Source organism: Sphingomonas sp. KR3-1 (assembly GCF_040049295.1).
GTDB lineage: Bacteria > Pseudomonadota > Alphaproteobacteria > Sphingomonadales > Sphingomonadaceae > Sphingomonas.
In genome coordinates, this window is record NZ_JBDZDQ010000002.1 from 883687 (window position 1) to 905072 (window position 21386).

At 67.8% G+C, this 21386-nt stretch carries 14 protein-coding genes; 11 read left to right on the forward strand and 3 right to left on the reverse strand.

Annotation, left to right across the window (positions count from 1 at the left end):
- Nucleotides 1-64: 64 nt before the first annotated feature.
- Complete coding sequence (locus ABLE38_RS15785) at nt 65-1735, reverse strand: ShlB/FhaC/HecB family hemolysin secretion/activation protein (RefSeq protein WP_348975176.1); 1671 nt, start codon at nt 1733-1735, stop codon at nt 65-67.
- A 415-nt stretch (nt 1736-2150) separates the two neighbouring features.
- Between ABLE38_RS15785 and ABLE38_RS15790 the strand changes: the two genes are divergently transcribed.
- The 7 genes from ABLE38_RS15790 to ABLE38_RS15820 all read left to right on the forward strand — a co-directional run bounded on the left by ABLE38_RS15790 (nt 2151) and on the right by ABLE38_RS15820 (nt 14435).
- A complete protein-coding gene (locus tag ABLE38_RS15790) occupies nt 2151-3062 on the forward strand; it encodes a transglutaminase-like cysteine peptidase (protein ID WP_348975177.1) in 912 nt (303 codons plus the stop codon).
- 314 nt (nt 3063-3376) lie between these two features.
- Complete coding sequence (locus tag ABLE38_RS15795; RefSeq protein ID WP_348975178.1) at nt 3377-5725, forward strand: beta-glucosidase; 2349 nt, start codon at nt 3377-3379, stop codon at nt 5723-5725.
- Nucleotides 5726-5815: 90 nt separating this feature from the next.
- Nucleotides 5816-8965 (forward strand): TonB-dependent receptor, encoded by a 3150-nt coding sequence (locus tag ABLE38_RS15800; RefSeq protein WP_348975179.1) that lies wholly within the window; start codon nt 5816-5818, stop codon nt 8963-8965.
- 114 nt (nt 8966-9079) lie between these two features.
- On the forward strand, nt 9080-10618 hold the full coding sequence (locus ABLE38_RS15805; RefSeq protein ID WP_348975180.1) for a tryptophan halogenase family protein: 1539 nt from the start codon (nt 9080-9082) through the stop codon (nt 10616-10618).
- Nucleotides 10615-12156, forward strand: a complete 1542-nt coding sequence (locus ABLE38_RS15810; protein ID WP_348975181.1) for a tryptophan halogenase family protein — start codon at nt 10615-10617, stop codon at nt 12154-12156. The genes ABLE38_RS15805 and ABLE38_RS15810 overlap by 4 nt, the downstream gene beginning before the upstream one ends.
- Nucleotides 12143-13198: a LacI family DNA-binding transcriptional regulator gene (locus ABLE38_RS15815; RefSeq protein WP_348975182.1), complete on the forward strand. Its 1056-nt coding sequence runs from the start codon at nt 12143-12145 to the stop codon at nt 13196-13198. Before ABLE38_RS15810 ends, ABLE38_RS15815 begins: the two co-directional genes overlap by 14 nt.
- A 34-nt stretch (nt 13199-13232) precedes the next feature.
- The gene (locus tag ABLE38_RS15820; RefSeq protein ID WP_348975183.1) at nt 13233-14435 is read left to right on the forward strand and encodes an MFS transporter; all 1203 of its coding nucleotides are present in this window, start codon (nt 13233-13235) and stop codon (nt 14433-14435) included.
- 180 nt (nt 14436-14615) lie between these two features.
- Here the strand turns inward: ABLE38_RS15820 and ABLE38_RS15825 are convergent, their stop codons facing one another.
- The gene (locus ABLE38_RS15825; protein WP_348975184.1) at nt 14616-14915 is read right to left on the reverse strand and encodes a hypothetical protein; all 300 of its coding nucleotides are present in this window, start codon (nt 14913-14915) and stop codon (nt 14616-14618) included.
- Between the two features lie 18 nt (nt 14916-14933).
- Nucleotides 14934-16379, reverse strand: a complete 1446-nt coding sequence (locus ABLE38_RS15830) for a L,D-transpeptidase family protein (protein WP_348975231.1) — start codon at nt 16377-16379, stop codon at nt 14934-14936.
- Nucleotides 16380-16629: 250 nt separating this feature from the next.
- Here ABLE38_RS15830 and ABLE38_RS15835 point away from each other — a divergent pair, with 250 nt between their 5' ends.
- The 4 genes from ABLE38_RS15835 to ABLE38_RS15850 all read left to right on the forward strand — a co-directional run bounded on the left by ABLE38_RS15835 (nt 16630) and on the right by ABLE38_RS15850 (nt 21383).
- The gene (locus ABLE38_RS15835; RefSeq protein WP_348975185.1) at nt 16630-17961 is read left to right on the forward strand and encodes an MFS transporter; all 1332 of its coding nucleotides are present in this window, start codon (nt 16630-16632) and stop codon (nt 17959-17961) included.
- Between the two features lie 253 nt (nt 17962-18214).
- The gene (locus ABLE38_RS15840) at nt 18215-18937 is read left to right on the forward strand and encodes a GDSL-type esterase/lipase family protein (protein WP_348975186.1); all 723 of its coding nucleotides are present in this window, start codon (nt 18215-18217) and stop codon (nt 18935-18937) included.
- A complete protein-coding gene (locus ABLE38_RS15845) occupies nt 18934-20889 on the forward strand; it encodes a glycoside hydrolase family 97 protein (protein ID WP_348975187.1) in 1956 nt (651 codons plus the stop codon). The genes ABLE38_RS15840 and ABLE38_RS15845 overlap by 4 nt, the downstream gene beginning before the upstream one ends.
- A gap of 50 nt (nt 20890-20939) precedes the next feature.
- Nucleotides 20940-21383, forward strand: a complete 444-nt coding sequence (locus ABLE38_RS15850; RefSeq protein WP_348975188.1) for a cupin domain-containing protein — start codon at nt 20940-20942, stop codon at nt 21381-21383.
- Nucleotides 21384-21386 lie beyond the last annotated feature (3 nt).

Sequence of the window (21386 nt, forward strand, 5' to 3'; positions counted from 1 at the left end):
TTCGGCCGTTTCGGGTGGCCAGCCCGCAATTCCCAAAATCAATGCCGGTCCGATCGCCCCCCGATCAGAACGACATGCCCAACGAGAAGAAGACGCGGCCGTCCTTGTCGCCGCGCGAGGCGACCGGCCGGTTGATCGGCTTGGCATATTCCAGCGAGCCGTTGATCCCGCCGACGCGCAGCCCGAAGCGCACGCCGAAGCCGACCGATTGCAGCGATGCATGGGCCGGCTCGCCCGGCAGCGGATCGTTCTGGAGGACGCGCCCGGCCTCGTAGAAGCCATAGGGCTGGACGGTGCCGAGCTTGCCGCTCGCCGCGTAGAACAGCTCCGCGCGGCCGGCGACGCCCTTGTCGCCGGTGATCTCCGACGAGTCATAGGCATGGCCATATTGCTCGCCGCCGATGCCGAACTCCTCGCTCGCGAGCAGGCTCTGGCTGCTATACTGCATCGCGCCGCTGGCCTGGAAATACAGGCCGCCGGCCACGCCGTACGCGAACGACACTTCGGCATTGGCGCGCGTCGCGGTGCCGGTGCCGGTGGCGCGTGACTTGTTGGCGTCGCGGCGCGTGGTGGCGCCGAGCATGTCGAGGCCCTGGGTCACCGAGGCGCGGACATTGAGGATGCCGCCCCAGGGCGCGGCATAGTTGCCATAAATCTCGGCGCTCACCGTGCGCGTCGAATCGTCGAAGATCGGATCGATGACGATGTTGCGCGAGCTGCTGTCGCGGCCGGTGAAGGTGACGCGCCCGAAGATGTTGGTCTCGCGGCTGCGCACGAACGGGTAGCGCAGGGCGGCGCCATAGGTGGCGCTGCGGCCGCGCAGGTCGAGCAGGCGCAGCTCGTCGCCCGGATGCGTCGCGGCATAGCTGCCGAACACGCTGAGCCTGAGGCCGCTGGCGGTCAGCGGCTGGTCCCAGCTCGCCGAGAGGAAGCCCAGTTCCTTGTTCACCGGCGCGCTGACCGCGGTGATCGAGATGCGCTCGCCGGCGCCGAGCAGGTCGTTGAACGACAGGCCGCCATAGACCTGGAGCGGGCCGAGCCAGCGCGAGCCGCGATTATCGACCGCGACAAAGCCCTCGATCGGCTTGGGATCGACCGCGAGCGTCAGATCGGCGGCGCCGACTTCGCTGGGGGAGGGGGTGAGCACCGCGCGCACGTCCAGCCCCTGCAGGTCGCGGGCGAGCAGCAGCGCGCGGGTCAGTGCGGCGCCCGAGGTCGGACGCTCGGCTGCGGCTTCGGCAAGATAGCCGCGCAGATAGGGCGCATAGCCGCCGGCATCGCCCTCGATCTTGGTCGCGCCGATATGGCCCTCGACGACCTGGAGAGTCAGCACGCCGCCTTCGATGCGCTGCGGACCGACGACCGCGCGCGACAGCACGAAGCCGCGGCGGCGATATTCGGCGGTCACTTCCTCGGCGAGCTTGAACACCTCGGCGAGCGGCATGTCGCGGTTGAGATAGGGTGCGGCGATCGCGTTGAGCGCTTCGAGCGGCACCGCGGTCACGCCTTCGAAGCGCACTTCGGTCAGGCGCACCTGGATCGCGCTGTCGGGCGTGGTCTGCTGGCGGGGTAGCTCGGGCACGTCGACCGACTTGGCGTCGGGCACCTTGTCGGCGGGGCGCAGGCGCTCGTCGATTCGTCCGGGGTTCACCGTCTGCTGCGCGTGCGCGGCTTGGAACGGCACGGTGGCCGCGGCGGCAAGCACGAAAATCCAGCGACGACGCCTCAGAAACATAACCCGGGTCCCCCTCCCAGAGACGTGCAGCCGCAAAGTTTGCGTCCGATTCGGTTGCACGGAGTGGCGTCTTTACAATGAGTGAGGGGGATTCAGAAGCGGAACTCATCGTTAACTTACGGATATTTGTAATAATGCATTGATCCACAACGGGACTATTTTGTTGTTTCTCAATTGTGTCCGTACAAACCCTTACAGGTCGTCGGTGCAAACCCCTATGCCGGCTCGTTAACTGTACTGTTAACCATAAATCCTTACCATAATCAGTGGCTTATACTTAGGTTCTCATTAGCGCGGTCTTAGGACTGCCCCGTCTATTCCAACCCCCAGTTTCGACCGGGGGGTTGGGGTGTTGCGTCGCGTATCAACAGCGCGGCTGGCGCTGCTGTGTGCGGCGCTGGTTGTGGGGCAGTCTGTGTCTTCCGCCGCTGCGGAGGCGCCCGAGTCGCGGGAGCGTGGCGAGGTCGCGTTGCGGCTCGCCGATGCGCCGCGCTGGACCGATGTGCTCGCCCGCGAGGCGCGCGATGCCGCGCCGCTTGCCCGGCCTTCCATCCGCTGCATGATGCCCGCCGACGATTTGCCGGCCGCCTGTGGCGCGCGGGACTGGCGCGCGGCCTTCCAGGGCTTGCGCGGGCTCTCCCAGGTCGAGCAGGTCGCCGGGGTCCAGGCGGCGGTCAACGGGCTGCCCTATGTGTCCGACATGGCGAACTGGGGCATGGCCGATCGCTGGGAGACGCCCGCCGAGATGTTCGCGCGCGGCGGCGATTGCGAGGATTTCGCGCTCACCAAATATTTCGCGCTGCGCGATCTGGGCATGCCGGAAAGCGCGATGCGGATCGCGATCGTGTGGGACACCACCGACCAGGAGCAGCATGCGGTGCTGTTCGTCGATGCCGGCGGGCAGAGCTGGGTGCTCGACAACAAGTTTCCTGCGCCGGTCGCGGCCGCCAGCGTCGCGGCGCGCTACCGGGTGATCTGGTCGGTCAACCGCGACGGCGCGCGCCTGTCGACTGCCGATGGCGAGGAGGATGCCGGCCCGCGCCTGCGCGTTGCGCGCGGGGGCAGGATGCTCGTCCTGCGCACCCGCCCGCTGCGGCGCGATGCCGCCGAGCCGCTGCCACGGATCGAACTGGCGTCGGCCGGGCAGGGCAGGGCGGGGCCGCCCGCCGGCTTCGCGCAGCTCGGCGCGCGGCTCGTGCCGGCAGGGCTGGCGCAGGTGGCCCTCGCCGCCATCCCTCTGGAAACGCTTCCACTTCCGCGCCCGCCAGCCCTGCGCGACCAGCTCGCCCGGGTGGGGGCGCTGGCGCTGCGCGACGCCGGGAAATAACCCCGAATCGGCGCGATTTATCCCGTTTTCCCAGATGGTTGCGCTAACATCGCGTCAGTGATGTAACAAAATTGAGAACGTTCTTGAGAACGCTCTCAATTTATGCTCTAACCGCCGCATTGGAGCGCAAGACTCCGCGAACAGAGGGGTGTGGAACAGGCTGCCGCTGCGCGCCACAGGGCGTGTTGTCGGCTTGACTTGTGGCTGATGCCGACAGCGTTGTCGGGAAGGCCTCCCCAGGTTGGATCGGATCAACAGGCGTGCCTCCGGGCGCGCGCGGTGTCGCTTGCGCGTGCGCCGAAGGGGAGAGGTGAATGCTGGTCAGCCTGCGGCATGTGGTGCGTTCCACGGCGTTGCTTGCCACTACCGCGCTTGGCGGCATGGTGGTCGCGCATGCGCAGGGCACTGCCGCGCGCACCGCGGCCAATCAGCCTGCCGCGCGCACCGCGGCCGATCAGAGCGCCGTGCCTGCCCCGGCCCGCCAGGACGCCGCGCCTGCCGCACGACCCTGGTCCGATCCCCAGCTCCCCGCCGCGGTCCGCGCCGAGCTGCTGCTCTCGGCGATGACGCTCGAGGAGAAGCTCGCGCTCGTCTACACGTGGTTCCCGCCGCTCGCGAAGGATCCGGCGCGCCCCACCGACATGATCCCCTCGGCCGGCCAGCAGCCGGCGATCCCGCGCCTCGGCATTCCGGCGCTGCGCGAGACCGATGCCAGCCTCGGCGTCGCCAACCAGGTCGAGCAGCGCAAGGGCGACACCGCCACCGCGCTCCCCTCGGGCCTGGCGCTCGCCGCCACCTTCGACCCCACGCTCGCCTATGCCGGCGGCGCGATGATCGGCAGCGAGGCGCGGGCCAAGCGCTTCAACGTCATGCTCGCCGGCGGCATCAACCTGACGCGCGATCCCTGGGGCGGGCGCAACTTCGAATATCTCGGCGAGGACCCGCTGCTCGCCGGCGCGATGGCCGGGGAATCGATCCGCGGCATCCAGTCGAACCGCATCGTCTCGACGATCAAGCATTACGCGCTGAACGCGCAGGAGACCGGCCGCTTCGTCAGCGACGGGCGGATCGGCGAGGCGGCGTTCCGGGAGAGCGACCTGCTCGCCTTCGAGCTGGCGATCGAGCGCGGCAAGCCCGGCTCGGTGATGTGCGCCTACATGTCGGTGAACGGCGACTTCGCCTGCGAGAACGCGTTCCTGCTCAACGACGTGCTCAAGCGCGACTGGGCCTATCCCGGCTGGGTGATGTCCGATTGGGGTGCGGTCCACTCCACCGTGAAGGCGGCGCGCAACGGGCTCGACCAGCAGTCCGGCGGCGAGCTCGACACCCATTTCTTCTTCCGCGGCGACCTGAAAAAGGCCGTCGAGAGCGGCGAGCTGCCCCAGGCGCGGCTCGACGACATGGCCCGCCGCATCCTCAACGGCATGTTCGCCACCGGGGTGATGGACGCGCCGGTGGTCGATGCGCCGCAGCCGATCGACACCGATGCGCATGCCCAGGTCGCCCAGCGCGCGGCCGAGGCGGGCATCGTGCTGCTCAAGAACGACCGCAACCTCCTGCCGCTCGCCAGATCGGCGAAGCGCATCGTGCTGATCGGCGGCCATGCCGATGTCGGCGTGCTTTCCGGCGGCGGCTCGTCGCAGGTCCGTTCGACCGGCGGCGCCCCCGTCGAGATCCCGCTCAAGGACGGCGCCCCGGCGTCGTTCGCGCGGATGACCTGGCACGCATCCTCGCCGCTCGCCGCGATCCGTGCGCTCGCCCCTGGCGCGAGCGTCACCTATCTCGACGGCAGCGACCCTGCCGCCGCAGCGGCTGCGGCCCGCAGCGCCGATCTCGCGCTCGTCTTCGCGACGCAGTGGACCACCGAGGCCGCCGATCCCGACGAGGGCATCGAGCTGCCCGGCAGCCAGAATGCGCTGGTCGAGGCCGTCTCCGCCGCCAACCCCCGGACGGTGGTGGTGCTCGAGACCGGCGGCCCGGTGCTGATGCCCTGGCTGGCGCGCGTGCCCGCGGTGCTCGCCGCCTGGTATCCCGGCCAGCGCGGCGGCGAGGCGATCGCGCGCGTGCTGTTCGGCGAGGTCAATCCCTCGGGCCGGCTGCCGATCACCTTTCCGGCGAACGCATCGCAGGCGCCGCGCCCGACCACGCCGGGGATCGAGCAGGTCCGCACCTCGCCCGATCACGGCACCGATGCCCGTGCGATCAAGCCGTTCACGATCGACTACAAGGAAGGCTCCGACGTCGGCTATCGCTGGCATGCGCGCCAGGGCCACAAGCCCGCTTTCCCGTTCGGCTACGGCCTCAGCTACACGCGCTTCGGCTATGCCAACCTCAGGGTCGAGGGTGGCGCCGGCCTCAAGGTCAGCTTCGACGTGACCAATCGCGGCAAGCGCGAAGGCGCCGACGTGCCGCAGCTCTATGTCACGCCGGCCACCGGCAGCCGCCCGCTGCGCCTCGCCGGCTTCGAGCGGGTGACGCTCAAGCCGGGCGAGACGCGCCGGATCACCCTGATCGCCGAGCCGCGAATCGTCGCGGATTACGACACCGCGCTGCCCGGATGGCGGGTGGCGGCGGGAACCTATCGTGTCGCGATTGCGCGGGATGCCGGCCAGCCGGTGCTCACGGGCGCGGCGGATTTGCAGGAGCGCCGGCTGGCGCCCTGAAAGAACAGCACCGGGTGAGGCGCGCGTAGATGCGCCGCGGGTGCGAAAACAGAGTGGGAGGACGAAGGAATGAAGGGAATATCCAGTTTGATGGCCGGCTTGCTGGCGTCGACCGCGATGGTCGCGCCGGCATGGGCCCAGGACACGGCAGCGCCGCCGCAGGACGACCAGGGCAGCGAGATCGTCGTCACCGGTATCCGCGCGTCGCAGGCCAGCGCGATCAACATGAAGCGCACCGAGACCGCGATCGTCGATGCGATCTCCTCGGAAGACATCGGCAAGCTGCCCGACGTCACCGTGGTCGACGCGCTGCAGCGCATCTCGGGCGTGCAGATCAAGCGTGACGCGGGCGAAGGCTCGAGCGTCAACATCCGCGGCCTGCCGCAGGTGATCACGCTGCTCAACGGCGAGCAGTATCTGAGCCCGGGCAATCTCGGCACCGCCCAGCCCAACCTCAACGACATTCCCGCCCAGCTGATGAATGCGGTGGTGGTCTACAAGTCGCAGGATCTGCGCAACGCGCTCTCGGGCATCTCGGGCACAGTCGATCTGCGCACCCGCCGTCCGTTCGACCTCAAGAGCGGCCTGACCCTGTTCGACCAGGCCGAATATTCGCGTGGCGACTATACCAAGAAGAACGACTATCTGATCTCCGGCCTGATGAGCTGGCGCAACGACACGATCGGCGTGATGGTCGGCGCGACCGAGAGCAAGTCGCATCTCGGCAACAACTATGCCGGCATCGGCGGCAGCCCGTTCGGCAACAACGATTGGGGCGGCTCGGGCGACAACTGGATCGCGCCGCACGGCTATGAGCTGTTCAGCCGCGAAGTCGAGCGCGAGCGCTTCGGCATCAACGGCGCAGTGCAGCTCAAGTTCGCCGATGGCTGGACGCTGACGGGCGAGGTGTTCCACACCGAGCTGGTCGAGCACAACCGCGCCTCGGGCGTGAACATCTCGAACCGCTGGAACGGCCTCACCTGGACCACCCCGACCCAGTCGACTCCCTCGGGCCAGACCGGCGCCAACCAGCAGCCCTGGCTCGACGTCGACCAGTATGACCTCAACGTCTGGTGGTTCAACAGCTTCTCGGTCAACCGCACCGCGCACGAGAAGTCGACCAACTATAATCTCGAGCTCAATTACGACACCGGCGGTCCGTTCAAGTTCACCGCACGGGCGCTGCGCTCGGATGCCAGCCTGCTCAGCATGAACGGGCAGGTGCAGGGCGATCTCAGCAACTGGCGTGCGGGCAGCCGCGCGTTCACGCTGTTCCGCAATCCGAACGACCCGACGCGCGGGCCGTTCTATCCGGCGAACATCGCCGCGCAGTATCCGGCCTCGCGCTACACCAACGGCGTGATCGGCTCGAACGGCGGGCGCTATATCGATCCGAACCCGCTCGGCTACGGCCAGGATCCGCTGCTGCACCTCGATCTGCGCGGCAGCAACCCGACCTTCAGCGGCTTCGACACGCCGATCTCGGGAGGCCTGGGCGCCGGCAAGTCGCTCAAGGACTATATGGCCAATCTCGACAGCTATGCGGTCGCGGCCTTCTCGTCCGAGGGCAACCAGCGCAATACCTCGGATCTCGGCGTGTTCCGTGCCGATGGCAGCTACGAATTCCAGGATGGCGGGCTGTTCGGCCTGCTCGGCCGCGTCGATGTCGGCGTGCGCCGTTCGGATCGCTCGACCCAGATCGAGAATTTCCACCTGTTCTCGAACTTCTACGGCGGCAACGGCGCGGCGACGGCCGCAGGCTGCTCGGCGCAGTGGAAGGCGATCGACGTGGTGATGGACAACCCGCAATGCTCCGCGGGCGAGTTCGTCTCCAACCCCGGCTACAATGCGGCGCTGCCGGTGGCGGCTTCGCCTTCGCCCTGCGGCGCCTCGGCGGCCAACACGCCCACCTGCTTCCAGGGCTATACCGTCAACAAGCCGACCAAGCTCAACACCTACAACAACGTCTTCTTCCAGACGAACTGGGGTGGCGTGGTCAATGGCATGCCGGGCATGTGGGTGGTCGATCCCAAGGACTTTGACGACATCAAGTCGTTCATGACCCGCGTCTTCGGCGGCGCCGATGAAGTCACCGTCCCGGGCAACACCTATGACGTCGATCTCATCGAGGAGAGCGCGTACATCAACACCTCGTGGAAGAGCGGCGGGTTCAAGGCCGATGCCGGCGTGAAGGTCATCAAGACCAGCATCGACGTGAAGCAGAACCTGACCGGCGACACCCGGGCGTATGGCGATACCAACCTCGATGTCGGCGACAGCGTCACGCGCCGCAGCTACACCGATTGGCTGCCGACGGTGACTCTGTCCTACGACTTCACCGACAAGCTGCGCCTCCGCGCGGCCTTCGCCAAGACGATGATCCCGCTGGATCTCGGCAACTACGGCGGCGGCCTCACGATCAGCACGGCGGACTCGGCGGGCCCGACCCCGACCAATCCGAACGCGGCGCCGCTCGGCGTTCGCCAGGTTACCGGCGCCAGCTCGAGCGGCAACCCGTATCTGAACCCGTGGCGCTCGAACAACTACGACATCAGCCTGGAATATTATCTGGGCCGCGCCTCGATGCTCAATGTCGGCCTGTTCAAGCTCGACATCGAGAGCTTCGTGACCACTGCCACCACCCCGACCGGGCGCTTCCCCGATGCGGACGGCGTGATCCGCCGCACGGTGAACATCACGCAGCCCGTGCAGGGTGCGGGCGGCAATCTCCAGGGCCTGGAAGCCGGCGCCAAGCTGGCCTTCACCGACCTGTTCCCGGAGACGCCGTTCCTGCGCAACTTCGGCGTCGACGCCAACTACACCTTCTCCGACTCCTCGCAGTCGGCGCGGGGGCTCGATGGCAAAAAGCTGCCGTTCCAGGACAACTCCAAGCACCAGATCAACGTGGTTGCCTGGTACCAGGACAGCATCTTCCAGGCGCGCGTGGCGTGGAACCACCGCACCGATCGCCTGGCGAACATGGGCCTGAGCTATGACGTCGATCCGGATCCGGTGAAGGTCGATCAGCGCAACATCCCGGTGATGCAGGCGGCCAGCGACTATGTCGACGTGAACCTCACGGCCAACATCAACAGCCAGTTCGCGATCTACGGCAACGTCTCGAACCTGCTGGGCGAGCGCGAGCATTATTACTTCCGCTTCGACGGTGACTCGCAGCAGTTCCATTCCGAGAACCGCTTCGAGCCGCGTTACTCGGTGGGTGTGCGCTACCGTTTCTAAGAGCCAACCCTCCTGGGCCGGCAGTTCCGCATGGGCTGCCGGCCCATTTTTTTCCGGAGCAGCAACGGCGCGGTTTCGCTTGCGAAGCCCGGGCCGAGACGATCAGATGACGCAATGAGTTTTGGGGGACAGAGCAGCGGCGCGATCGAGCGTGTCGTCATCGTCGGCGGGGGCACCGCCGGCTGGATGGCGGCGGCGGCGCTGGGCGCCTATCTCGCGGGCACGGGCACCCGGGTCACGCTGATCGAAAGCTCGGAGATCGGGACGATCGGCGTCGGCGAGGCGACGATCCCCACCATCCGCCGCTTCTATGCCAGCCTCGGCATGACCGATGCCGAGGTGATGCGCGCCTGCGACGCGACGGCCAAGCTCGGCATCCGCTTCGTCGACTGGAAGCCGGGGACGAGCTTCGTCCACCCCTTTGGCCGCTTCGGGCAGGACCTGCGCGGCATCGACTTCCACCACTATTGGCTGAAGGCGCGTCAGGCCGGCCAGGCCGCTCCGCTGGACGAATATTCGCTGGGCGCGATGCTGGCGCGCGAGGGGCATGCCAGCGTGCCGGTCCCCAATCCGCCGAGCCAGCTGTCGATCTTCGACTGGGCGCTCCATTTCGACGCCGCGCGGTTCGCCGCGCACATGCGCGCCTTTGCCGAACGCGTCGGTGTCATTCGTATTGACGCGCGGATCGCCGACGTGGCGCTGCATGGCGAAACCGGTTTTATCGAGTCCGTGGCGCTGGACAGTGGCGAGCGTATCGAAGGTGATTTGTTCATCGATTGCTCGGGCTTTCGCGGCCTGCTGATCGGCGAGGCGCTCGGCGTCGGCTACCAGGACTGGTCGCACTGGCTGCTCTGCGACACTGCCTTTGCCGTCCAGAGCGAGCGGGCAGGGGAGCCGCCGAGCTGTACCACGGTGACCGCGCGCACCGCCGGCTGGCAATGGCGCATCCCGCTGCGCAGCCGCGAGGGCAATGGCATCGTCTTCTCGAGCACGTACCAGGGTGACGAAGACGCGCGCACCGAGCTTGTCTCGAATATTGCCGGCAAACTATTGATGGAGCCGCGAAAACTGCGGTTCACGCCGGGCCGCCGCGACGTCGCCTGGGCCAAGAACTGCGTCGCGCTCGGCCTGGCCTCGGGCTTCCTCGAACCGCTCGAGTCCACCAGCATCGCGCTGATCGAGACGGGCATCGAGCGCCTCAAGCAGCTCTTCCCCGACAAGGGTTTCGACCCCGCGGTGGTGACGGAGTATAACGATCAGTCCGCCGAAGAGATGGAGCGCGTCCGCGATTTCATCCTCCTCCACTACCGGCTCAGCACCCGCGAGGGGCCGTTCTGGGATGCCTGCCGCGCGATGATATTGCCCGACAGCCTCTCCGCCAAGCTCGACTTGTGGCGCGCGCGCGGCGCCTTCCTGCGCTATCGCTGGGAGATGTTCTCGCCCGCATCCTGGCTCGCCATCTATGGCGGGTTCGAGCATCTGCCCGAGCGGATAGATCCCGGCGTCGCCGCGGTCGACCCCGCCGAGCTTGCCCGCGCGCTCGCGCAGATGCGTGCCGCGGTCGCCCGCACCGTGGCCGACACGCCCACCCATAGTGAATTTCTCGCGACGGTGGATGGCGCCGCCACCGAGCCCTTAAGGACATCCGCATGAACAACCCCGACGCGCTGCGTAAGGTCTGCATCGTCGGCGGCGGCACCGCCGGCTGGATCGCCGCCGCGGTGATGGCGCATCACATGAAGGGCAGGCTCTTCGAGATCGAGCTGGTCGAGAGCGACGATATCGGCACGATCGGGGTGGGCGAGAGCACGATCCCGCCCTTCATGGAGCTGATCGCCAAGCTCGACATCAACGAGCAGGATTTCGTCCGCCAGGTCCAGGCCAGCTTCAAGCTCGGCATCGAGTTCAAGGACTGGTGGAAGAAGGGCGAGCGCTATTTCCATCCGTTCGGCGATATCGGCCAGCGGGTCGAGCTCAGCGACTTCTACCAGTGCTGGCGCAAGGCGACGCTCTCCGGCCATGATTTCCCGCTCCAGGATTTCGCGCCGGCCAGCGTGATGGCGCGCGAGGGGCGGTTCATGCTGCCGTTCAAGGCGCAGCGCACGCCGATCTCCAGCGCCTCCTATGCGCTCCATGTCGATGCCAAGCGCGTCGCCCAATATCTGCGCGCGCATGCCGAAGCGCGGGGGGTGAAGCGCACCGAGGGGATGGTCACCGATGTCGCGCTCGACGATCGCGGCTTCGTCTCGTCGCTCACGCTCAAGGACGGGCGCCAGGTCAGCGCCGACTTCTTCATCGATTGCTCGGGCTTCCGCGCGCTGCTGATCGAGAAGGCGCTCGGCACGAGATACACCGACTGGTCGAACTATCTGTTCTGCGACCGCGCGATCGCCGCGCAGACCGAGAATGTCGGCCCGCCATCGCCCTATACGCTCGCCGAGGCGCAGGATGCCGGCTGGCGCTGGCGCATCCCGCTGCAGCACCGCACCGGCAACGGCCATGTCTATTCCTCCGAATTCATGAGCGACGAGGAAGCGACGCGGATCCTGCTCGACAAGGTCGAGGGCGAAGTCGTCGCCGGGCCGATGGTGGTGCCGTTCAAGACCGGGGTGCGCGAGCAGATCTGGCACAAGAACGTGCTGTCGCTCGGCCTCGCCTCGGGCTTCATCGAGCCGCTCGAGAGCACCGCGATCCACCTGATCTATCGCGGCATGGACTTCTTCTTCCGCTTCCTGCCCGATCGCCACTGCGATCCGGCGCTGGCGGATGAGTATAATCGCCGCATGGTTGCCGACTATACCGAGATCCGCGACTTCATCGTGCTCCACTATTGCCTGAGCGCGCGCGACGACACGCCGTTCTGGCGCAAGGTGCGCGACATGGAATGGCCCGACAGCCTGAAGCAGCGCGTCGAGCTGTTCCGGACCAACGGCTCGCTCAGGGAAGGGCTGGACGAGCTGTTCCGCTCGGTCAGCTGGTTCTCGGTGTTCGACGGCATGGGCGAGCGCCCGCGCACCTATCACCCGCTGGTCGACCGGATCGACGAGGCGGCGCTCTATGCGGGCATGGACCAGGCGCGCGGCCAGCTTGCCGCGATGGTCCAGCAGCTGCCGACGCACCAGCAGTTCATCGATGCGCATTGCCGCGCCGACAAGGTCGATCTCGCGCGGCCGGCCCATGCAGCCGCGTAAGCGCGCGATCACTATTCGGGACGTGGCGGCGGAGGCGGGGGTCTCGCTGCAGACGGTGAGCCGCGTCATCAACAAGGGGCCGAACGTCACCGCGGGGGTGCAGGCGCGCGTCCAGGCGGCGATCGACAAGCTCGGCTATGTCCCCAGCCTCGCGGCGCGACGCCTGGGCGGTTCGCGCTCCTATCTCATCCTTGCCTTCAACGACGAGCGGCCAACGCTCGAGGGCTGGCAGTCGCGGCGCGGCAACGACTGGGTCGACCAGATGCTCTATGGCGGCATGCTCAAATGCGCCGAGCATGGCTATCGCATGCTGTTCGAGCTGGTCGATTCGCATTCGGACCAGCTCGAGGCGCAGGTTCGTGCCGCGCTCTCCGCGCTCCACCCGGACGGCGTGATCCTCACCCCGCCGCACAGCGAGGACGATCGGATCACCAACCTGCTGCACCAGGCGGGGCTGGTCTTCGCGCGGCTCGGTTCGCACCGCGATGGCGAGGGCTTCGCGGTCTATATGGACGACGAGGCCGCGGCGCGCCGGGCGACCGAGCATCTGCTCGATCTCGGCCATACCCGCATCGCCTATGTCCAGGGCCATCCCGACTATGCGATGAGCCCGGATCGGCTGCGCGGCTTCACCGGCGCGATCGAGGCGCGGGGCCTCGCCGTGAACCCCGATTATCTCCAGCCCGGCGACTTTACCTATGAAGCCGGCCTCGCCGCGCTCACCACGCTCGCCGGCCTCGCGGTGCCGCCCACCGCCGTGCTCGCGAGCAGCGACGAGATGGCGCTCGGCGTGCTGCATGCGGCGGGCCAGCTGGGGCTCGCGGTGCCCGGCGACCTGTCGGTGGTAAGCTTCGACGATACGCCCACGGTGCGGATGAGCGTGCCTGCGCTGACTGCGATCCGCCAGCCGATCGCGGCGATGACCGCCAAGGCGGCGGAGCTGCTGATCCAGGGCAAGGCGCGCGGCGAGACCGGCAACGGCCACCATCTTCTGCCCTTCGAATTCGTGGTCCGTGATTCGAGCGCACCGCCGCGGCGTTGACTTGGGCCCGGGCCGCGCCGATGGTCCGCCGTCCATGCGCTTTCCATCGCCCGGCCGCGGCTTCATCCTCCTCTACGCGCTGGCCTATGCGGGCATGTTCGTCAGCTTCATGCCGTTCGTCATGGTGCTGCTGCCGCTCAAGGCCGCGCAGGCGGGCGGGGGGCATGCGGTGCAGTTGCTCAGCGCCGGGGCGCTCGGCGGAGCGGCGATCGCGAGCATCGCCAACATCGTCTTCGGCGCGCTCAGCGACGGCACGCGGCGCCGCAAGGGCACGCGGCGCCCCTGGGTCCTGGCCGGGCTGGCGCTGCTCGCCGGCTCCTATGGCCTGTTGCTGATCGCCGCCGATCCGCTGAGCCTGTTGCTCGCGGTGCTGTGGATCCAGATCGGCATCAACATGATGTTCGCGCCGATCGCCGCGGTGATGGCGGACGAGATACCCGACGAACAGAAGGGCCTGGTCGCCGGGCTCACCGGCATCGCCCATCCGATCGGGGCGATGTCGGCGGTGCTGGTCACGCTGCCCGGGCTCGGTGGCGATGCGACGCGCTATGCCTTGCTGTGCCTGTTGTTCATCGCGCTGATCGCGCCGTTCCTGGCCTTTGCCCGCGAAGGCGCCGCGCTTCCTCCGGCGCCGGCCCAGCCGCAGCGCGAGCAGCGTCGCTTCGACTTCCTGCTCGCCTGGGCCTCGCGCATCCTGTTCCAGGTCGCCGGCAACGGCCTGTCGACCTATGGCTTCTTCTACTTCCTGTCGGTGCTCGACCGCGAGGACATCAGCAAGACCAGCGTCGAGGCCAACCCGATCGTCGCGACGATGACGGGATCGACGATCGTCGCGGTGCTGCTGACCCTGCTCGCCGGCCGGCTCTCGGACCGGATGCTGCGCCGCAAGCCGTTTCTTGCGGCGGGTGCGGTCGGGATGGCTGCCGGCTTGTCGGTCATGGCCTTCGCCAGGAGCTGGGGCGTCGCGGCGATCGGCCATGCGCTGGCGATGTCCGGGCTCAGCGTGTTCCTCGCCATCCATTCGGCGATGGCGATGCAGCTTCTGCCGACGCCCGCGCATCGCGGCCGCGACCTGGGCATCCTCAACCTCACCAACACGCTGCCGGCAATGGTCGCGCCGCTGCTTGCGCTCGCGCTGGCGCCGGAGAAGACGGGCTATACGCTGTGGCTGCTGATCCTGGCGGCGGGCACGCTGGCCGGAGGCGCGGTCGCGCTGTGCATCCGGACGCAGGACTAGGCGCGTATCGCTTCAAGACTGTTGGCAAAGCTGATCCCCGGCGAAAGCCGGGGCCCAGTTGCGATGTCGGTCGAGAGGTTCGACCGCCCAATTTGATGCGCCGATACTGGGCCCCGGCTTTCGCCGGGGATCAGCTCGTGAGGTGGTCGGAGCGGGCTTAAGCCCATCCCCTTCAGAAGTTTACTGCGCCGGCTGGCCTTCGCTGGTGTTGCGATCGACCTTGGCAGTCATGCCCGTCGCATCGGCGTCGTCCTGCGTCTGCGCGTCGGGCGCGAGGTCGGCGACGGGGGGCGGGGCGCTGGCGTTGGTCATCGTCGGCGTCGCGGTCGGCTCGGTGATCGTGACGTTGGTCAGGTTCTCCGGCTCGCCGATGTTCGCGACGATCGTCTCGTTGACCTGCGTGTCATCGGTCTTGCTGCCCGAGCAGGCGGCGAGCGCCAGGCCGGCAGCACCGACCAGCGCGAAACTACGGATCTTCATGTCCTATTCCCCTTTTTCTCAACGTGCGGAAACGGCAGCCGCGGTAATCGCGGAGCGTTTCTCGATCTTTGCCGCGAGATCCTTGTCCCAGCCATAGGGATCGCCGCGGAAGTTCACCGTGCCGTTCGCGTTCGCAAAGGCGGTCCAGTAGAGCAGGTACACCGAGACCTGATCCTGCTCCTGCAGGCTCACGCGCAGGGTGTCGCCCTTGGCGAGCGCGGCGTTGATCTGCTCGGGCTGCCAGTTCGGATCGTTGCGCAGCAGCAGCTGCGCCAGCGGGCCCGGCTTCTCCAGCCGGACGCAGCCGTGCGAGGCGAGCCGGCTGAAGCTCGAGAAGGTCGACTGCGAGGGCGTGTCGTGCAGGTACACGGCATAGGGGTTCGGGAAGTCGAACTTGTAGCGGCCGAGCGCGCTCTTCGGGCCGGGCTGCTGCTGCAGACGGCGGTTCGCGCCGGTGCCGATGATCTTGTAGCCCTGCGCCTTCAGTGCCGCCTCGCCCTTGGGCCACAGTTCCTTCTCGGCGATGCCGGTCGGCACGTTCCAGGGCGGATTGAGCACGATCGAATGGATCTTCGACTGGAGCATTGGCGTCTCGTTGCCGGGACGGCCGGTGACCGCCTTCATCGACGCGATCGGGGCGTCGCCCTCGAACACGGTGAGCACGGCGGCGGCGATGTTCACCTGGATGCGCTTGGCGGGAAGCTCGCTCGGCAGCCAGCGCCAGCGCTCCATGTTGGCGATGATCTGGCCGACCCGGTCCTCGGCCGGCACGTTGAGTGCGGCGAGCGTGCCCGAGGAAACCACGCCGGTGGGGTTGAGGCCGTAGCGCCGCTGGGCGCGGACGACCGCGTCCTTCAGGTCGCCGTCGAACTTGTCGCCGGCGGCGGCCACCTGGCCGTCTTCCACCGAGAGCCGCTTGCGCAGCGCCGCGACGCGCGGGCCGCTGGCGCCCTGGGCGAGGTCCGGCCCCGCCGCGAGCTTCTGCCAGCCGCCATTGGCGACGATCTTGCGATAGGTGACCAGGCCGAGCTGGAGCGTGTCGTACCCGGCCCAGGGCGGCGGCAGCTGGCGCAGCCAGGCGCCGACGCGGTTCTGGCGCACGGCCTCGGCAAAGGCGGGCAGGGGATCATAGGCGGCGGGGCGCAGGCCCCAGTTGGGATCGAAGTCGGCCTCGGCGAGGCGGCCCGAATGGACCGCGCGGGCATAATCGAGCGCGGCACGCACCAGCGCTTCATTGTCCTTGAAGCTTGGCGTCGGGTCGCCGACGCGGCGCAGCCCCTGCGCGAAGCCCGCCTCGGTGAGGATCGGCGCGAGCTCGGCCGCCTGGGCGGCGCTCAGCACCGGCAGAACGACCGGCGGGTTGGGGACGAACGGCGGCACGGGCACTTCCTGGAGCGCCGGCGTCGGGCTTGCCTGGGGCTTTACCTGCTGCGCCACCACCGGCGCCGCGATCCCGGCAAGCATTGCGGCCCAGGCAGCCCGGCGAGCCACACGGCCCGAAAACAACTTCGTCACTCGCAAATCTCCTTCGCGGCCGCCCTAAGCCGGGCGACCTGAATCGCCGATTGCTATTAAGCCAAAGCCGGGGCACGTGGCGAGGGCGGATTTTACAGAATCCGCCGGGGCGCCTTGACAGTGGCAACGTTGTCGGACCAGGTTCCGCGCAAACGCCTGCCGGAGAAGGACGGGCGAACGTCCGCAGGGGAGAGTTATCTTGGCATCCGCACGTTCCACGCAGACGACGCTGGCCTTCGCCGCCGTCACTACGCTTTTCTTCGCCTGGGGCTTCATCACCTCGCTGGTCGATCCGCTGGTCGCCGCGGTGAAGGGCATCTTCACGCTCGAGGACTGGCAGGCCCAGGCGATCGCTTCGGCCTATTTCGCCGCCTATTTCTTCATGTCGCTGCCCGCGGCGCTGCTGATCTCGCGCTTCAAGGCAGTGCCCTCGATCCTGATCGCGCTCGTGACGATGATCGGCGGCTGCCTGATCATGCTCGCCGCGGCCAATGCCGCCAATTACTGGCTCGTGCTGCTCGGCCTGTTCGTGCTGGCGAGCGGCATCACCGTGCTCCAGGTGGCGGCCAACCCGCTCGCGGCGGCGCTCGGCACTCCCAAGGGCAGCCATTTCCGCCTGGTGCTCAGCCAGACCTTCAATTCCTTCGGCACCTTCCTCGGCCCGCTGCTCGGCGCGCATCTGTTCCTCAAGGGCGTCGAGGTGAAGGCCGGCACCGTGATCACGCCGGAGATTCGCGCCGAGGCGCTGCACGGCATCGATTCCGCCTATTTCTGGCTCTGCGGCCTGATCGCCGCGCTCGCCGTGTTCTTCTTCCTCAGCCGCCGCGTCGTCACCGAGGCCGCGCCGGCACCGGCCTCGACCGCGGGGCTGCTCTCGGCCTTCTCGTCCAAATGGGCGTTGTTCGGCGGCCTCGCCATCTTCCTCTATGTCGGCGCGGAAGTGTCGATCGGCACGCAGATGGCGCTGTTCCTCAATTCCAATGCGATCTGGGGCCATTCGGACGCGGCGTTCAACGTGCCGCTGCTCGGCTATCTGATGGGCAGCGACGGCGTGCCCGGCGTCTCGCTCCAGGAAGCCGGCAAGGCCGTGGCCTTCTATTGGGGTGGCGCGATGGTCGGCCGTGCGATCGGCTCGGCGCTGCTCGCCCGCTTCAACGCGGCGCGGCTGCTCGCATTGTTCACCGCGATCGCCGCGGCGATGTGCGTCTATGTCTTCGTGGTCGGCGGCGTGACCGCGGGCTTCGTCGCGCTGGCGATCGGCCTGTTCAACTCGATCATGTTCCCGGTGATCTTCACGCTCACGCTCGAGCGTTCCACCGCCAGCGAGGAATCGACCTCGGGCCTGCTCTGCACGGCGATCGTCGGCGGTGCGGTGTTGCCGCCGCTCGTCGGCCTGGTCTCCGGCGCGCATGGCTACAGCTTCGCGCTGATCGTTCCGGCGCTCTGCTATGTCGTGCTGTGCCTGTTCGCGATCGCGGCGGGCAAGGCGCCGGTGGTTCGCGCCGAAGGCGAGATGGCATCGGTGCACTGAGGGGAAAGCCGTTCACTTGCCGCCGGACCCCCGGTTCTCACCCGTCCGGCGGCAAGGAAACGAACTGGTGCGCGGTACGCCGTAGAAACCCGGCCCGTCATCCGCGCACAATGCCTGGCCGATCCACTAAACGGCCGCGCGCACGGGAACTTGCGGGCGCCATCTGATAAAATGTCGTCGCCCTCGCGGCGCTTTCGCGGGCCCGGGCAGGGCGCTAGGGTGCCGGGACCTTGCCAGACCGGAGACGCCTGAGATGCCGATCGTCCGCCGTAGGTTCCTTGCCGGCACCTTGCTGCTCCCCGTCGCCGTCCAGGCCGATCAGGCGCAGGAGAGCTGGGAGGACAAGCACCAGCGCCAGCTCAAGGAAGACTGGCCCTGGCTCGGCCGCTATGCCGCGGACAATCGGAAGCTGATCGCCGCGGGGCAGAAGGTCGACATCGTCTTCATGGGCGATTCGATCACCGAGGGCTGGCAAAGCAAGCACCCCGCCTTCTTCACCCCCGGCCGGATCTGCCGCGGCATCGGCGGGCAGACATCGCCGCAGATGGTGCTGCGCATGATGGCCGACGTGATCGCGCTCAAGCCCCGGCTCGTCCACATCATGGCCGGCACCAACGACATCGCCGGCAACACCGGCACGATCAGCATCGCGCAGAGCTGCGACAATTTGCGCATGATGACCGAGCTCGCCCAGGCGAACGGCATCCACGTGCTGCTCGCCTCGGTGCCGCCGGCGGACCATTTCCCCTGGCGCCCCGGCCTCGCGACGGTCGAGCCGATCCGCGCGATCAACCGGTGGCAGGCGAGCTATGCCCGCCGCGCCCGCGCGACCTTCATCGACTATACCGGCGTGCTCGGCACGGCGGCAGGCGGGATGAAGCCCGGCCTGGCCTCGGACGGCGTCCATCCCACCGAAGCGGGGTATGCCGCAATGGAAGCCGTGCTCGCGCCGGTGCTGAAGGCGCACAAGGCGTGAGGCTGGCGCTTGCCGCGCTCGCGCTGCTCGCCGCGGCGCCCGCTTCCGCGCAACAGGTGCTCACCGCCGCCTCGCCCGACGGCAGCAACCGCATCGCGATCCAGCTCAGCGGCTCGGGCACCCCGGTCTATGCCGTCTCGCGCGGCGGCAGCCTGGTGATCACACCGTCGCCGATCCTGCTCGACCTCGATGTCGATACCCTCGGCTATGGCCTGGCGATAACCGGTTCGGAGACCGCCAGCGCCGATACGCGCTACCCGATCGTCGCGGGTGCCGCCGCGGAGGGCCGCGACCACTACAACCAGCTCACCGTCCATTTCCAGGAGAAGGGCGGGGCGAAGCGCAGGATGGATGTGGTGCTGCGCGCCTATGACGACGGGGTGGCGTTTCGCACCGTCGTGCCGGTCCAGCCGCAGACTTCGGCGGCGATCGTCCGCTATGAGCGCACCGGCTTCTATTTCCCCACCAGCTACAAATGCTGGGGCTTCAACGTCGGCAAGTTCGGCTCGAGCCACGAAGGCGAGTTCGACCCCGTCGACGTGCCGCATTTGCGCGACCACAATCTCTTCGACGTGCCCTTCGCCTGCGAGACCGGCAAGGCCGCCTTCGCGATCGCCGAGGCCGACCTGCTCGACTTCGCCGGCATGTACCTCACCGGCCGCGGCGATGGCGGGCCCGGGCTGCAGGTCAAGCTCTCGCCCTCGCTCGACGACTATCGCATCGCCGTGCACACCCGCGTCGGCAGCCCGATCGTCACCCCCTGGCGCGTGGTGATGCTCGCCGACCAGCTCGGCAAGCTCAACGAGAGCACGCTGATCTCCAACCTCTCCACGCCGAGCCGGATCGAGGACACCAGCTGGATCAAGCCCGGCCTGACCAGCTGGGACTGGTGGCACGGTCCCTCGATTGCCGCACTCCCCGGCCAGCGCAGCACCACCGCGGTGGCCAAGGCGCTGATCGACTTCGCCGCCGCCAATGGCCTGCCCTACACGATGATCGACGAGGGCTGGTATGCCGGCGCCGGCGGGGGCGGGGTGCGCCGACCGGGCGTCGACATCACCAAATGGTCGGAGACGATCAACCTCCAGGAAGTCTCGGACTATGCCAGGTCCAAGAAGGTCCGCCTCTGGCTATGGACGCACTGGCAGGCGCTCGACGAGCAGATGGAGGACGCGCTCACCGAATATGAGAAGCTCGGCATCGCTGGGATCAAGGTCGATTTCATGGACCGCGACGACCAGTGGATGGTCAACTGGTACACGCGTCTGCTCGGCGCGGCGGCGCGCCACCATTTGATGGTCGATTTCCACGGCGCCTATCCGCCGCGCGGGCTGGTGCGCACCTGGCCCAATTTCATGACGCAGGAAGGCGTGATGGGTGCCGAGTACAACAAGTGGAGCCGGCGCGTGACCTCGCGCCACAATGTCATGCTCGCCTTCACGCGCGGGCTGATCGGCCCGATGGACTATACCCCCGGCGGCTTCCGCAACGCGACTCCCGAGACCTTCCGCATCCGGAATGACCTGCCCTTCGTCCAGACGACACGGGCGCATGGCCTGGCGATGTATGTCGCGTTCCTGTCACCGCTCGGCGCAGTCGCGGACAGCCCGGACACCTATGCCGCCAGCCCCGCCGGCTTCGACTTCGTCAAGGCGGTGCCGACCAGCTGGGACGAGACTCGCTATCTCGCGGGCGATACCGGGGAATATATCGTCCTCGCCCGCCGCAAGGGCAGTCGCTGGTTCCTCGGCGCAATGAACAGCGAGACTGCGCGGACGGTGGCCGTGCCGCTCGGCTTCCTCGGCAGGAAGGGCGCGGCGATGCGGCTCTGGGCCGATGGCGACAAGCCCGATGCGCCGGCGTTCGCCGAAAGGCGCGTCGCCGACGGCGAAACGCTCACGCTGAACCTCGCCGCCAATGGCGGGGCGGCGGCGATATTCTCCGAGAAATAGGTTCTGAACTCGGACAATTACGGATAGCATCTCCCGAAAGGAGAGGGACGATGCGGATCACGCGAAGGGATGCCTGTATTGCGGCGGCGGCGTTGCTGTGCGGCTGGGGCGCGAGCGCGCTGGCGCAGCAACAGGCAGTGCTCGGCCCGGCGGTGTGGGACTGGAACCAGCTGGCGGTCCAGAAGACCGATGTCGGCGAACTCCGCAGCCTCGTCCGCCAGCCCACCGCCACGCTCGCCGAGCTCGAGATGCACATCACCACGCTCAATCCGGGCCTCGCCTCGCACCCGCCGCACCAGCATCCGAACGAGGAGTTGGTGATCATCGACAAGGGGACGGTGGAGACGCTGTCCGGCGGCAAGTGGCAGCGGCTCGGCCCCGGCTCGGTGATCTTCAACGCGTCCAATGCGCCGCACGCGCTGCGCAATGTGGGCGACACGCCGGCGACCTATCACGTGGTCAACTGGAAGACCGCCGCCACCCCGGCGCAGTAGGAG